Below are 13595 nucleotides of genomic sequence, written 5' to 3'. Positions count from 1 at the left end.
TTAGCGCTGGAACGGATAAACCGATCCCAGTTGCAGGATGGTCGATAATGCATCCAGCGCCTCGCGGCCTTCGCGCAGCAGCTGCGGATCAACCAGATCGGCCTGAACCAGACGGTCGCGATAATAGCGGTCCACCCAGTCATTGAGGGTATTGAACAGCGTGTCGTTCATCATTACCGCCGGATTCACGGCCTGCATCTCCTCCGGCGTTAACACCACGCGCAGTCGCAGGCACGCCGGTCCCCCGCCGTTGGCCATACTTTCCCGCAGATCAAACACGCGCAGTTCATCAATCGGGTTATCCGCCTGCACCAGTTCGCTCAGATAGCGCCAGACGCCCTGATGGTTGCGGGACTCCTGCGGCAGCACCAGCATCATGCTGCCATCATCCCGGCTCAGCAGCTGGCTGTTGAACAGATACGTTTCGACCGCATCCTGCACGCTTACCGCCTGCGTGGGCACCTGAATCGGCATAAATCCCGGCACGCGTTCGCGCAGCGTGGCCAGCAACTTTTCCTGATGGGCAAACGCCTGCTCGTGGCAGAACAGTACCTGACGGTTGGAAACGGCAATGACGTCGTTATGAAACACGCCCTGGTCGATCACCTGCGGATTTTGCTGGGCAAAAATCACCTGAGAAGGATTAACCTGGTTCAGCCGCGCAACCGCCTGGCTTGCGGCTAAAGTTTGTCTCGCCGGATAACGAACCGGCGCGGCGTGGCCGCCCTCTTCCCGTCCATAGATAAACAGCTGCAAACCCGGCTCGCCATAGTCGCCGCCCAGACGATTGTGGTTTGCCGCCCCTTCATCGCCAAACATCGCGACCTGCGGCAGCGCCGAATGTACCTCGAAATGCGCTTCATGATTAAAAATGGCGCGCAGCACGCGCCCGGTGGTCTCCGCTTCGCTGGCGCGGTGGAATTTGTTGTTCAGGTTAGCAACGGTCAGATGCACTTTGCCGTCCAGCGTATCCGCCGACGGCGCAACGGTGGCGGCATTCGCCACCCACATCGAGGAGGCTGAACTGGCCGCCGAAAGCAGGTGTGGCGTCTGCGTGCCTGCTTTTTCCACCACCTGTTCATCCGTACCGCTGAACCCCAGCTGGCGCAGCACGTCCACGTTTGGTCGCTCCTGAGGCGGGATCACCGCCTGCGGGAAACCGGCATCGGACAACGCCTTCATTTTCAACAGACCCTGCTTCGCCGCCAGCTTCGGGTTCGAGACCTGGAAACGGTGCTTCGTCGAGGCTTCATTGCCGAACGATAGCCCGGCATAGTGGTGCGTCAGCCCCACGAGGCCGTCAAAGTTAACCTCACGCGCTTTCATGGGCGTCACCCTCTGTAAAATCCAGCCCCGGATTCAGCGTCTCCGGCAGCGTCAGCGCCGGGGTTTCCAGGCTTGCCATCGGCCACGCGCAGTAATCGGCGGCATACCAGGCGCTGGCGCGATGGTTGCCCGACGCCCCTACGCCACCAAACGGCGCGGTGCTCGCCGCACCGGTCAGCGGTTTGTTCCAGTTCACGATCCCGGCGCGCGCTTCAAGCAGCAGTTGTTCGAATTTCTCGCGATGCGGCGATATCAGGCCGCTCGACAGGCCGTAGCGGGTGTTGTTGGCCATCTCGATCGCCGACTCAAAATCGTCATAGCGCCAGACGCACAGCAGCGGGCCAAAGACCTCTTCATCCGGCACGTTGCTCGTCGCACTCATCTCAATAATCCCCGGCGTCAGCAGCGACGTGCCCGGCTGAACCAGCTTCGGCTCCAGCAGGGTTTTCGCCCCGCGCGCCACGTGCTCCTGCCACGCTTTCAGCACGTTCAGCGCCGCCTGCGCGGAGATCAGCCCGCCGATAAACGGCTGCGGCTCGGCATCCCATTTCGCGGGAACCAGACGCGCGCTCACCTCCACCAGACGCTTCAGGAACGCATCCCCCTGCGCGCCGCGCTTAACCAGCAGGCGGCGGGCGCAGGTGCAGCGCTGTCCGGCGGTAATGAACGCCGACTGAATGGTCAGATGGACCGCGGCATCGATATCATCCGGATCTTCCACAATCAGCGGGTTGTTGCCGCCCATCTCCAGCGCCAGAATTTTTTCCGGCTGCCCCGCCAGCTGACGATGCAGCTGATACCCCGTTCCGGCACTGCCGGTGAACAGCAAACCGTCAATGTCGCTCAGCGCACTCAGCGCCTGACCTGTTTCACGCCCGCCCTGCACCAGATTCAGCACCCCCGGCGGCAGCCCCGCCTGCTCCCAGAGTTTTATGACTGCTTCTCCGGTTAAGGGGGTTAACTCACTCGGCTTGAAGATGACGGTATTCCCCGCCAGCAGCGCAGGCACAATGTGCCCGTTCGGCAGATGTCCGGGGAAGTTATACGGGCCAAACACCGCCAGCACCCCGTGCGGACGGTGGCGCAGCGTGGCGGCGCCGTCTGGCATCTCGGTATGCTGCTCGCCGGTGCGGGTATGGTACGCCTTCACCGATATCGCGATTTTGTTGATCATCGCCGTGACTTCGGTTGTTGCCTCCCAGCGCGGCTTGCTGGTTTCGCAGGCAATGATGCGGGTCAGCTCGGCTTTATTGGCCTCCAGCAGCGCAGCAAATTTCTCAACCAGCGCCTGGCGCTCGGAGAATGGCCGTTTCGCCCATGCCGGAAACGCGCGGCGTGCAGCCTGGCAGGCCTGCTCAACCTGCCCGGCGCTGGCGTCGTTCCCCGACCAGAGCACCTCCTGGCCGACCGGGTTAGTTTTTGTCCGCGCGTCACCTTCGCCCGTTACCCAGTCACCGTTAATCCATAGAGTCATGCTGTTTTCTCCTCAGGGCAGAGCCGCACCAGGCGAACCGTGTCGCCAGCGTTACATTTCAGGGCATCCAGTTGCGCAGCCGTCAGTACCAGACGCTCGCATGTTGGGTTGGTTCGCACCAGCATGGCGCGGAAGTTGGTGTAATTCTCGTTCGAGACCAGGCAGGCTGGCCACTCGCCCGGCGCGGGCTGGCCTTCTGAAACCTCAACCAGGCGGCTTTTACGGATGGCGCGAACGCGGTCAATGTCGCATTCCAGCGTCGGGCCGCCGTCGAAGATGTCGACGTAGTTACGGTAGCGAAATCCCTCTTTCTCCAGCACTGCGCGGGCCGGGGCGGTTTGCGGGTGAACTTCGCCGATCACCGCCTGCGCTTCAGGGGTTAAGAAATGGGTATAAATAGGATGCTTCGGCATCAGCTCGGCGATAAACGCCTTCTGACCGGTACCGCACAGGTAATCCGCCCGGCTAAATTCCATGGAGAAGAAGCGTTCGCCCAGACTCTCCCAGAACGGCGAGTAGCCCGTCTCATCAATTACGCCGCGCATCTCCGCGACCACTTTTTCGTTGAAGCGGTCGCGAAAGGCGGCCATAAACATAAAGCGCGATTTGGAGAGCAGATAACCGTTGCCCTCTTTGCGCCAGTCCGGATCGAGAAACAGGGTGCAGAGTTCGCTGGCGCCGGTATGGTCATTACAGAGGAAGAGCGTCGGCAGCGCGTTGTAAACGTTCAGCTCTTTCGAGGCGTGGACCATCGTGCCGACCCGGTAGTTGTACCACGGATCGTTAAGCCCGACGGCCACCTCGATGGCGCAAATCCCCGCCACGGTTCCCGTGCCGTTATCTTCCAGCACGAACACATAGCCCTGTTCGCTTTTTGGCAACGTCCCCTGCCAGGTTTGCAGGGAGCGCTCAATGCGCGCCGACAGCGTTTTTTCATCGGCAGGCAGCGAGGTTAGCCCGCCCCCTGTCTTACCGGCAAGCTGCATAAGCCCGGCGAGATCGCCGTGCGCAACGGGACGGATGACCATCATGATGACACCCCGGACTTCACCTGTTCGCAGGCCAGCGCAAAACGATCTAACCCGGTTCTGACCTCTTCCTCGCTGACGATCAGCGCAGGGGCAAACCGCACCACGTTAGCACCGGCAATCAGCACCATTACGCCCTGCTTTGCCGCTTCCTGTGAAATCAGCTTCGCTTTGCCGGCAAACTCAGGGGCAAGCTCACAGCCTATTAACAGCCCCAGACCGCGGATCTCTTTGAACAAGCCGGTCTGGTTATTGATGGCAGTAAGGCGCTCAACAAACCACTGGTGACGCTGCTTCACGCCGTTCAGCACCTCAGGGGTGTTGATGATATCCAGCACCTGTCCGGCGACAGCGGTTGCCAGCGGGTTGCCGCCGTATGTGGTGCCATGAGTGCCCACGGTCATCACGCTGGCGAATTTATCGGTGGTCAGCATCGCCCCCACCGGGAAACCGCCGCCGAGCGCTTTGGCTGTTGAGAGCACATCCGGGGTCACGCCATAGTGCATGTAGGCGTACAGCTCACCCGTGCGGCCCACGCCGGTCTGGACTTCGTCAAAAATCAGGACCGCGTTATGCCGATCGCACAGCTCGCGCAGCCCTTGCAGGAACGCTTTCTGGGCGGGCATGACGCCGCCTTCCCCCTGCATGGGCTCGACAATCACCGCACAGGTGGTGTCGTCAATCAGCTCGCTGGCAGAGTGTAAATCGTTATACGCCGCATGCCGGATATCCGGCGGCAGCGGCGCAAAATCCTGAGAATATGAGGGCTGACCACCCGCGCTGACGGTAAACAGCGTGCGGCCATGGAAGGCATTTTTAAAGGCTACGATGCCGCTCTTGTGCGCGCCGAATTTATCGTGCGCATATTTGCGCGCCAGCTTCAGCGCCGCTTCGTTCGCTTCCGCGCCGGAGCTACAGAAAAAGACTTTTTCTGCGAAAGTGGCGTCGATCAGCTTCTTCGCCAGACGCAATGCCGGTTCGTTGGTATAACCGTTGCCGGTATGCCAGAATTTCGCCGCCTGGTCATTCAGCGCCTGCCGCAGCGCCGGGTTTGCATGCCCCAGCGCATTCACCGCAATCCCACCCGCAAAGTCGATATACTCTTTGCCCTGCTGATCCCACAGGCGAGAGCCTTCCCCACGTACCGGAATAAAAGCCGCCGGAGCGTATACCGGCATCATCCATTCATCGAAATTTTCACGCGTAACTGACAGAGACATAGCGACCTCATCCGGTAAATAAAAGGTTGTTTAAATGTTAAATAATTGAGTGTTTGCACTGTGAATGTAGATTGCAGCGTTCGTGCCAGCCAGCGATAAAAATGCATAAACGGGTTGGGGTAACACAATATCAATGAGTTACAATATGGAGTTATTCACTGTTAATGCATAAATAGTGAATATTATTACGACAAGCGGCGCTTTACCGCATGAAAACAAGAAAGAGTATGCAGAGGCCAAATATAATTCTGGAATTGTGATCGCTCGCGAAATTTATCGGCCCTTTACGCCCTGTTCGAGGGCAAAACGCGCCGAAATGGTGCAAATATTGCACCGTCGGCATTATCTGTCGCAGTAATTGGGCGAAGCGGATAACAGACGACGTAAATTCTGCTACCATCCTTGCACTATTCACCTTGCATTGGCAGCGACTATGAAATTTGTCTCTTTTAATATCAACGGCCTGCGTGCCCGCCCTCACCAGCTTGAAGCGATTGTTGAGCAACATCAGCCAGATGTGATCGGCTTGCAGGAGACAAAAGTTCACGACGATATGTTCCCGCTCGAAGAGGTAGCGAAGCTGGGCTATAACGTTTTTTACCACGGTCAGAAAGGCCACTACGGCGTTGCGCTGCTGACCAAAGATACGCCGGTGTCGGTGCGTCGTGGCTTCCCGGGTGACGATGAAGAGGCGCAACGCCGCATCATCATGGCGGAAATTCCTTCCGCGCTCGGCAATGTGACCGTCATCAACGGCTATTTCCCGCAGGGTGAAAGCCGCGATCATGAAACCAAATTCCCGGCCAAAGCGAAGTTTTATCAGGATCTGCAAAACTACCTGACAACCGAACTCAAAAAAGAAAACCCGGTGCTTATCATGGGCGACATGAATATCAGCCCGACGGATCTGGATATCGGTATTGGCGAAGAGAACCGTAAGCGCTGGCTGCGCACCGGCAAATGCTCTTTCCTGCCGGAGGAGCGCGAGTGGATGGAGCGCCTGCTGGGTTGGGGGCTGGTGGATACTTTCCGCACGGCTAACCCGGCGACGCAGGATCGCTTCTCGTGGTTTGACTATCGCTCTAAAGGCTTCGATGACAACCGGGGCCTGCGTATTGATCTGCTGCTGGCGAGCGCCCCCCTGGCCGAACGCTGCATCGAAACCGGTATCGACTATGACATCCGTAGTATGGAAAAGCCGTCCGACCATGCGCCGGTATGGGCAACGTTCAAGCTGTAAACTTCAGTGAATATTAAAAAAATCAGTCTCCTGTGCGCCCTTTTGGGCGCATTTGTTTTGACCGTTGTTTTGCTTCCTCCAGGCATACTCTCCCTCGACACGCTAAAAATGCACCAGCAAACGTTGCTCGATCGTGTGGAGCAGGCGCCTCTTCAGAGCGCGCTGATCTATTTTGCGGTTTACGTTCTGCTCTCCGCGCTGTCGATCCCCGGAGCCGCGCTTCTGACGCTGCTCGGCGGGGCGCTTTTCAGCCTGTGGGAGGCGACGCTGTTGGTGTCATTTGCCTCGACGCTCGGCGCCACGCTTGCCATGCTCGTTAGCCGTTATCTGCTGCGCGACTGGGTGCAACGGCGCTTTGCCGCACAGATGAGCACGATAGATGCGGGGATGGATCGCGACGGCGCGCGCTGCCTTTTTGCCCTGCGCCTGATGCCGTTGTTCCCGTTCTTTCTGGTCAATTTGCTGATGGGGCTAACCCGTCTCAGGGTGCGTCACTACTGGTGGGTCAGCCAGCTTGCAATGCTACCTGCCACTGTCATTTATCTGAACGCCGGACGCGAGCTGGGGAAACTCACCGCGCTGCGCGATATTCTGTCGCCGGGACTGCTGTTCGCCTTTACACTATTAGGGTTATTACCGCTGGTCACTCGCTGGCTGTTTTCCCGTTACATCCCTTCGATTAAAAAGTGAGGCATTATGCGCCGGGTGCGTTTTTGCGCGTTTCTGACGAGTCTGCTGCTGGCAACCTCTGCCTTCGCCGCAGAGAGCTGGCAATCCATTCAGCAACAGGCCACCGGGCAGACCGTCTGGTTTAACGCCTGGGGCGGTGACGAGGCCGTTAACCGCTACCTCGACTGGGTGAGCGGCGAGATGAAAACGCACTACGCCATCAACCTGAAGATCGTTCATCTGGCCGATGCCGCCGACGCGGTGAAGCGGATCCAGACGGAACAGGCCGCAGGACGCAGCAGTAACGGGTCGGTGGATCTGCTCTGGGTAAACGGGGAAAACTTCCGCAACCTGAAAGCGGCAAACCTGCTGCTCACCGGCTGGGCGCAAACCCTGCCCAACTGGCGCTACGTCGATACCCGTAAACCGGTAACGGAAGATTTTGCCATCCCGACCGATGGGGCAGAATCCCCGTGGGGCGGCGCGCAATTGACCTTTATCGCCCGTAAAGCGAGTACGCCGACACCACCGGCAGATCCCCACGCGCTGCTGGTATACGCCCGTCAGCACCCTGGCAAGGTGAGCTATCCGCGACCGCCGGATTTTACCGGCACGGCGTTTCTTGAGCAGCTACTGCTGGCGCTGACCGCCCATCCGGAGGCGTTAAAAAACGCGCCGGACAGTACCTTTGCGCAGGTCACCGCGCCGCTGTGGGATTACCTTGATACGCTGCACCCCCTGCTGTGGCGCGAAGGGAACGATTTTCCTCCGTCGCCTGCGCGCATGGATACGCTGCTGGCCAGCGGCAGTCTGAACCTGTCGCTCACCTTTAACCCCGCCCATGCGATGCAAAAGGTGGCGAGCGGTGAACTGCCTGCCGACAGCTACAGTTTCGGCTTTCTCAAAGGCATGATCGGCAACATCCATTTTGTCGCTATCCCGGCAAACGCCAGCGCGAGCGCAGGCGCGAAAGTGGTGGCGAATTTCCTGCTGTCACCGCAGGCGCAGATCCGCAAAGCTAATCCTGCCGTCTGGGGTGACCCGAGCGTGCTGGATGGCGAAAAACTGCCTGCGAAAGCGGCAAAACAGCTTCGCGCCTTTACCCCCTCAGGCACGCCTGATGTACTTCCCGAACCGCACGCCGCCTGGGTTAACGCCCTGGAGCAGGAATGGCTTCGCCGCTACGGAACCCGCTAAGCGGGCTGGTCTGGGCGGCAATGGCGGTCATCTATCTGCCCCTGCTTCCCGCCAGCGGCATGCTGCTGACCCCGGCGTTTTCTCCCGGCAACTGGGCGACGCTGTTTGCCGACCCACAGCTGCCGCAGGCGCTGGCCGCCACGCTGGTTTCCACGCTTATCGCGACGCTGGGCTCACTGTTTATCGCCCTGATCCTGCTTGCGCTTCTCTGGCCGGGTGAAGGCTGGCAGCGCCTGAGCACCCGTCTGCCGTGGCTGTTAGCCGTGCCGCACGTCGCCTTCGCCACCAGCGCGCTGCTGCTGTTTGCGGAAGGGGGGCAGCTTTACCGGATCTGTACGGTCTGTTCGCCGCAGCTTGACCGCTACGGTATCGGGCTTGGCCTGACGCTTGCGGTCAAAGAGAGCGCGTTCGTTCTGTGGGCAATTTACGCCGCGCTGCCTGAAAAGCGCCTCGCACAGCAGAAAATTGTCCTGCATACCTTCGGCTACGGACGAATGCAGGCGCTCAACTGGCTCGTCCTCCCGGCCATCGCCCCCGCACTGGGCGCCGTGATGCTGGCGGTGCTCGCCTGGTCGCTTTCCGTGGTGGATGTGGCGATTGTGCTCGGGCCGGGCAACCCGCCGACGCTGGCGGTGCTGGCCTGGCAGTGGCTCACCCAGGGCGATGCGCAGCAGCAAACAAAGGGAACGCTGCTGTGTCTGGTGCTGCTCCTGCTGCTGGCGGCGCTTGCCGCGGTGGGATACGGCTTCTGGACGGCATGGCGGCGCACCCGGCCAGCCCCCTCCGGAGTTCGTCGCGCTTCGCATACTGCGCTGCCCGCACGGACGTTGGGCGGGTTACTGCCGCTGTGCGGCGTGCTCTGTGCGCTGGTTCTGCTGATGCTGGCACGCCGGGACGACACCGGCCCCGTCAGCGACAGTCTTTCACTGGGACTGCTGTCCAGCCTGACAGCGCTGGCCATCCTCATGCTCTGGCTTGAGTGGGGACCCCAGCGCGGCGCGGTGTGGGTCTGGCTGCCGCTCGCCCTCCCGGCGCTGCCCCTCGTGTCCGGGCAATATGCCGTGGCGCTGTGGCTGGGCATCGACGGCCAGTACGCTGCGGTGCTCTGGAGCCATATGCTCTGGGTTCTCCCGTGGATGCTCCTGGTGCTGCAACCGGCCTGGCGCAGGCTCGATCCCCGGCTTATCCTCACCGCCAGAACGCTGGGCTGGCGACAGGCGAAAATTTTCTGGTTGGTGAAATGCCCCCTGATGGTTCGTCCGGCCCTGCTGGCCTTTGCCACCGGCTTTTCCGTGAGCATGGCCCAGTACATGCCCACCCTCTGGCTGGGAGCGGGACGTTTCACCACCCTGACGACGGAGGCGGTCGCCCTCAGCAGCGGCGGCAGCATTCCGATCCTCGCCAGCCGGGCGCTGGGTCTGTTGCTGTTGACCAGCAGCCTATTTGCCCTTGCCGCGCTGCTCTCCCGGCTCGTGGGCCGTCACCGACAAGGATTACGTTAATGCTGAACGTGAAAAATCTCACCATTGCGCCACTCTTACGTGAGGTCAACTTCCGCGTCCCGGCGGGGGAGATCGTCACGCTGATGGGGCCCTCCGGGAGTGGGAAATCGACCCTTTTCGCCTGGATGGTGGGGGCGTTATCCGCTGATTTTAAGGCGCACGGCGAGCTGTGGCTGAACGATCGTCGCTGCGATCTGCTCCCCGTGGAAACGCGCGGGATCGGCATTCTGTTTCAGGATGCCCTGCTGTTTGACGCCTTCAGCGTGGGGCAAAACCTGATGCTGGCGCTGCCAGCGCACATCGTCGGGCGCGCCCGCCGCAATGCGGTAGAACAGGCCCTGGAGACTGCCGGGCTGGCAAACCACTTCGCCAGCGATCCGGCCACCCTTTCCGGCGGCGAGCGCGCCCGGGTCAGCCTGTTGCGCGCCCTTCTCGCCCAACCGCAGGCATTGCTGCTCGACGAGCCGTTCAGTCGACTGGATAAAACGCTGCGCGCCTCATTCCGGGCGTGGGTATTCGAGGTTACTCGCCAGCGCAGGATCCCGGTGGTGCTGGTCACGCATGATGAGGACGATATTCCGCCCGGCGGCGAGGTGATTGAGATTTCTCGCTGGCAATAATGTGCTAACGCAATGTTTTTGGCTTCAGGAGAGACGACAATGCCCCCCTCTTTTAATGACGTCAGGTTTTACGATGAAACGTGTTTCTCAACTGACCGCGCTGGCCCTGATCTGCGGCCTCGCCTCACTCTCCTCCATGGCGGCTGATATGCCCCACTCCCTCACTCTGGCTCAGCTCCAGACGCAAAACGGCGCGGTAATTGATACGCGCATCAGTGCGTTCTATAACGGCTGGCCGCAGACCCTGAGCGGAACGTCCGGGCATGAACCCGCCGCGCTTAATCTCTCTGCCAGCTGGCTTGGGGCAATGAGCGATGAACAGCTCAGCGGCTGGGCAAAACAGCATCGGCTTACGCCAGACATGCCGGTTGCGCTCTATGGCAACGATGATGACAACCAGACCGTCAAAACGCGGCTGGAGAAAGCGGGCTTTACCCACGTCTCCACCCTGAGCGATGCCCTTCAACAATCCGATCGTCTGCAACGTCTGGCGCATTTCGAACAGCTGGTTTATCCCCAGTGGATCCGCCAGTTGCAGCAGGGCAAACCCGTTACCGCCGCACCAGCCGGAGAGTGGAAGGTGATCGAGGCTGGCTGGGGTGCGCCGAAGCTTTATCTCCTGAGCCACATTCCCGGCGTGGGCTATCTCGACACCAATGAAGTGGAAAGCGAACCGCTGTGGAATAAGGTCTCTGACGAAAAGCTGAAAGCGATGCTGGCGAAGCACGGGATCCGTCACGATACCACCGTCATTCTGTACGGTCGCGACGTATATGCCGCCGCGCGAGTGGCGCAGATCATGCTCTACGCGGGCGTGAAGGATGTGCGAATTCTGGATGGCGGCTGGAAGGCGTGGTCCGACGCCAGCCTGCCCGTTGAGCGCGGAACGCCTGCAAAGGTCAAGCCAGCCCCTGATTTTGGCGCGCCGATCCCGGGCCAGCCGCGGCTGATGGTGGATATGGAGCAGGCCCGGGGAATGCTGCACCGTCTGGACGCCTCGCTGGTGAGCATTCGTTCCTGGCCAGAGTTCATCGGTGAAACCAGCGGCTACAGCTATATCAAGCCAAAAGGTGAGATTGCCGGTGCGCGCTGGGGCCATGCGGGCAGCGACGCGACCCACATGGAAGATTTCCACAATCCGGATGGCACCATGCGCAGCGCCGATGATATTGCCGCCATGTGGAAAACGTGGAATATCCTGCCGGAGCAGCACGTTGCGTTTTACTGTGGTACCGGCTGGCGCGCGTCTGAAGCCTTTATGTACGCCCGCGCGATGGGCTGGCAGAACGTTGCCGTCTACGACGGCGGCTGGTACGAATGGAGCAGCCATCCGCAGAACCCGGTCTCCACCGGGGAGCGCGGACCGGAAAGCGCACGCTAGCGGGGAAGTGATTTCAGCGTGATATAACCGCTCCAGATGCGCGTTGTGGTGGTCAGCCAGCACAACGCGCCAAACGTCCAGGCAAACAGCGCGAAATGCGCCGGAAACAGGCAGCACAGCGCAAACAGCGCGATGGTCTCCGTTCCTTCCGTTAATCCCCCAATGTAATAAAGCGACTTGTGCGCATAGCCGGGGTTGTCGATATCATGCTTCCCCGCCAGCGCGGCAAAGGCCAGAAAACTGCTACCCGTCCCCATAAACGCGAACAGCAGCCAGGTGGCGGCGATCGCGTTATCAGCCGGAGCGGCCAGCGCAAAGCCAAACGGCACCAGGGCGTAGAACAGGAAGTCGAGGGCGATATCAAGAAATCCTCCCGCGTCCGTCAGGCCACGGCGACGCGCCAGCGCGCCGTCCAGACCATCCAGCAGCCGGTTCAGCACAATGGCGATCAGCGCCGCCGGATACCAGCCCAGCGCCAGAAACGGTAACGCCAGCACGCCAATCGCAAACCCGGCGAGCGTTAAGCCATCAGGCGTGATAAACGGTCTATCCAGCGCGGCGGCCAGCTGATTTAACCCGGGTTTCAGTCGGGGGTGCAGATGTTTATCCAGCATGCGGTTTACCTTTAAACGTGGCGCACAGCCCCTGAGCCGGGATATCCAGCGCGGCGTTAAAGCGGGCGGAAAGATTCTGAAAGGCAATAAGAGCCGTCATTTCGGTGATGGTCTCTTCCGTAAAGTGGCGCTTCAGCAGACTTTTGATATTTTCATCCACCTGAGGTGGCGTGGCGGTGACCGCTTCCGCATAGGCCAGCGCCGCGCGCTCCTCTTCGCTGAACAGGGTGGAATTTTGCCAGTCGCTGACGGCCTGCACTTTATCCAGCGCCCCGCTCCGCTCGGCCAGACGCAGGCTGTTGGCATCAATACAAAATGCGCAGTGGCAGATCTGCGAGATCCGCGTCATTAGTAGCGATCGCAGAACCGGGGTCAAACGCGCCTTGCGCCGCTCCAGATAGCCGACAAATAGCGCCACCAGCCAGAAAAGACGCGGCATACGCCCCCACCAGCGCGTGGGGTTCAGCACCGCGCCGAAGTGTTTTTTCTGCATGACGGCGATGGGGCTGAGGCTGACGGGAAGGGTTTCCATGGGCGCAACCCAGGCGGATGTCTCTTTCACCTGATTCTCCTGATGACTGGACTCTTTGGAAGGGCACGATAATATGTCGTTTTTCGCTATTAATTATTGACGAACATGCTGAAAACACTCGATGTGGTTGCGGCCATCCTCGAAAAAGAGGGCAAGATTTTGCTGGCGCAGCGTCCCGAACATGCCGATCAGCCAGGAATGTGGGAATTTGCAGGCGGGAAGGTTGAAGCCGGTGAGACCCAGCCGGAAGCGCTGATCCGCGAACTGCGCGAAGAACTCGGCATTGAAGCCGTGCCCGCGCGGTATGTGGCAAGCCACCAGCGGGAGGTGTCGCAGCGGCTGATTCACCTCCACGCCTGGCATGTGCATGAATTTAGCGGTGAGCTGAAGGCGCATTATCACTCGGCGCTGGTATGGTGCACGCCAGAAGACGCGTTCACGTATGCTTTAGCCCCGGCGGATATACCGCTGCTGGAAGCGTTTATTCTTTTACGCGACGCCAGACCAGCGGGTTTGTACTGAGGGTGCGTTCATCACGTTGGCACTGCAACAGCACGCCATCTGCCCTGACCACTGCGCCTTCGGAATAGTTTTGATCCTGATAGATACAGCACTGATTACATGGCTGCGCACGCTGGCCGCCAGCGCTAAAAACCTCTGGCGGCACGTTGACCTCGACATCCGGGCGAATGCGGTCAGCCTGTGCCCCGGCGGACACCATCAAACATAACGCGGCCATTGCGTAACGGTTCATAGACTTTATTTCCTTTGCATCGTTTATATCTATAACGG

The 13595-nt window shown here is 60.0% G+C and carries 14 protein-coding genes; 7 read left to right on the top strand and 7 right to left on the bottom strand.

The genetic code is table 11. From position 1 onward, the window contains the following. The 4 genes from astB to astC are packed head-to-tail and all read right to left on the bottom strand — an operon-like array spanning position 1 to position 5048. Positions 1–1326: an N-succinylarginine dihydrolase gene (gene astB, locus O1721_RS13345; protein WP_032104259.1), complete on the bottom strand. Its 1326-nt coding sequence runs from the start codon at positions 1324–1326 to the stop codon at positions 1–3. Next, on the bottom strand, positions 1313–2800 hold the full coding sequence (gene astD / locus O1721_RS13340) for a succinylglutamate-semialdehyde dehydrogenase (protein ID WP_017693599.1): 1488 nt from the start codon (positions 2798–2800) through the stop codon (positions 1313–1315). Before astD ends, astB begins: the two co-directional genes overlap by 14 nt. Beyond that, a complete protein-coding gene (gene astA / locus O1721_RS13335) occupies positions 2797–3831 on the bottom strand; it encodes an arginine N-succinyltransferase (RefSeq protein WP_017384670.1) in 1035 nt (344 codons plus the stop codon). The genes astD and astA overlap by 4 nt, the downstream gene beginning before the upstream one ends. Further along, a complete protein-coding gene (gene astC / locus O1721_RS13330) occupies positions 3828–5048 on the bottom strand; it encodes a succinylornithine/acetylornithine transaminase (RefSeq protein WP_032648043.1) in 1221 nt (406 codons plus the stop codon). Before astC ends, astA begins: the two co-directional genes overlap by 4 nt. A gap of 433 nt (positions 5049–5481) precedes the next feature. On the opposite strand from astC, the gene xthA reads away from it, so the two are divergent. The 6 genes from xthA to O1721_RS13300 all read left to right on the top strand — a co-directional run bounded on the left by xthA (position 5482) and on the right by O1721_RS13300 (position 11657). Next, positions 5482–6288: an exodeoxyribonuclease III gene (gene xthA / locus O1721_RS13325; RefSeq protein ID WP_015570756.1), complete on the top strand. Its 807-nt coding sequence runs from the start codon at positions 5482–5484 to the stop codon at positions 6286–6288. A gap of 6 nt (positions 6289–6294) precedes the next feature. Beyond that, on the top strand, positions 6295–6978 hold the full coding sequence (locus O1721_RS13320) for a TVP38/TMEM64 family protein (protein ID WP_032104255.1): 684 nt from the start codon (positions 6295–6297) through the stop codon (positions 6976–6978). Between the two features lie 6 nt (positions 6979–6984). Then, entirely contained in the window at positions 6985–8154 is a 1170-nt protein-coding gene (locus O1721_RS13315; RefSeq protein WP_072258098.1) for an ABC transporter substrate-binding protein, read from the top strand. After that, on the top strand, positions 8127–9656 hold the full coding sequence (locus tag O1721_RS13310; protein WP_032648041.1) for an ABC transporter permease family protein: 1530 nt from the start codon (positions 8127–8129) through the stop codon (positions 9654–9656). The genes O1721_RS13315 and O1721_RS13310 overlap by 28 nt, the downstream gene beginning before the upstream one ends. After that, complete coding sequence (locus tag O1721_RS13305) at positions 9656–10276, top strand: ATP-binding cassette domain-containing protein (RefSeq protein WP_032104172.1); 621 nt, start codon at positions 9656–9658, stop codon at positions 10274–10276. Before O1721_RS13310 ends, O1721_RS13305 begins: the two co-directional genes overlap by 1 nt. Before the next feature lie 73 nt (positions 10277–10349). Then, the gene (locus O1721_RS13300) at positions 10350–11657 is read left to right on the top strand and encodes a sulfurtransferase (RefSeq protein WP_032104176.1); all 1308 of its coding nucleotides are present in this window, start codon (positions 10350–10352) and stop codon (positions 11655–11657) included. Here the strand turns inward: O1721_RS13300 and O1721_RS13295 are convergent. Both O1721_RS13295 and O1721_RS13290 read right to left on the bottom strand, forming a co-directional pair. Further along, positions 11654–12271 (bottom strand): CDP-alcohol phosphatidyltransferase family protein, encoded by a 618-nt coding sequence (locus tag O1721_RS13295; RefSeq protein WP_032104170.1) that lies wholly within the window; start codon positions 12269–12271, stop codon positions 11654–11656. The genes O1721_RS13300 and O1721_RS13295 overlap by 4 nt on opposite strands. Continuing rightward, the gene (locus O1721_RS13290; protein WP_032104168.1) at positions 12261–12833 is read right to left on the bottom strand and encodes a carboxymuconolactone decarboxylase family protein; all 573 of its coding nucleotides are present in this window, start codon (positions 12831–12833) and stop codon (positions 12261–12263) included. Before O1721_RS13290 ends, O1721_RS13295 begins: the two co-directional genes overlap by 11 nt. A gap of 75 nt (positions 12834–12908) precedes the next feature. Between O1721_RS13290 and O1721_RS13285 the strand changes: the two genes are divergently transcribed. Further along, positions 12909–13325, top strand: a complete 417-nt coding sequence (locus O1721_RS13285) for a pyrimidine (deoxy)nucleoside triphosphate diphosphatase (RefSeq protein WP_032104166.1) — start codon at positions 12909–12911, stop codon at positions 13323–13325. Here O1721_RS13285 and O1721_RS13280 read toward each other — a convergent pair. After that, positions 13285–13557 carry a YnjH family protein gene (locus O1721_RS13280; RefSeq protein WP_003857857.1) on the bottom strand — a complete coding sequence of 91 codons (273 nt, stop codon included), beginning with the start codon at positions 13555–13557 and terminating at the stop codon, positions 13285–13287. The two genes, O1721_RS13285 and O1721_RS13280, sit on opposite strands and share 41 nt — an antisense overlap. Positions 13558–13595: the final 38 nt, after the last annotated feature.

The organism is Enterobacter cloacae complex sp. HYC033_NIDB, assembly GCF_056673335.1.
The sequence above is the reverse complement of the archived record's forward strand: the minus strand, read 5'-3'. Positions and strand labels throughout refer to the sequence as shown.

Excerpts from the sequence above, each read along its gene's own strand:
- astD (WP_017693599.1), bottom strand. The coding sequence starts at position 2,800 with ATGACTCTATGGATTAACGGTGACTGGGTAACGGGCGAAGGTGACGCG.
- O1721_RS13310 (WP_032648041.1), top strand. The coding sequence starts at position 8,127 with ATGGCTTCGCCGCTACGGAACCCGCTAAGCGGGCTGGTCTGGGCGGCA.
- O1721_RS13280 (WP_003857857.1), bottom strand. The coding sequence starts at position 13,557 with ATGAACCGTTACGCAATGGCCGCGTTATGTTTGATGGTGTCCGCCGGG.
- O1721_RS13295 (WP_032104170.1), bottom strand. The coding sequence starts at position 12,271 with ATGCTGGATAAACATCTGCACCCCCGACTGAAACCCGGGTTAAATCAG.
- astC (WP_032648043.1), bottom strand. The coding sequence starts at position 5,048 with ATGTCTCTGTCAGTTACGCGTGAAAATTTCGATGAATGGATGATGCCG.
- O1721_RS13285 (WP_032104166.1), top strand. The coding sequence starts at position 12,909 with ATGCTGAAAACACTCGATGTGGTTGCGGCCATCCTCGAAAAAGAGGGC.
- O1721_RS13300 (WP_032104176.1), top strand. The coding sequence starts at position 10,350 with ATGAAACGTGTTTCTCAACTGACCGCGCTGGCCCTGATCTGCGGCCTC.
- O1721_RS13315 (WP_072258098.1), top strand. The coding sequence starts at position 6,985 with ATGCGCCGGGTGCGTTTTTGCGCGTTTCTGACGAGTCTGCTGCTGGCA.
- astB (WP_032104259.1), bottom strand. The coding sequence starts at position 1,326 with ATGAAAGCGCGTGAGGTTAACTTTGACGGCCTCGTGGGGCTGACGCAC.
- O1721_RS13305 (WP_032104172.1), top strand. The coding sequence starts at position 9,656 with ATGCTGAACGTGAAAAATCTCACCATTGCGCCACTCTTACGTGAGGTC.
- xthA (WP_015570756.1), top strand. The coding sequence starts at position 5,482 with ATGAAATTTGTCTCTTTTAATATCAACGGCCTGCGTGCCCGCCCTCAC.
- astA (WP_017384670.1), bottom strand. The coding sequence starts at position 3,831 with ATGATGGTCATCCGTCCCGTTGCGCACGGCGATCTCGCCGGGCTTATG.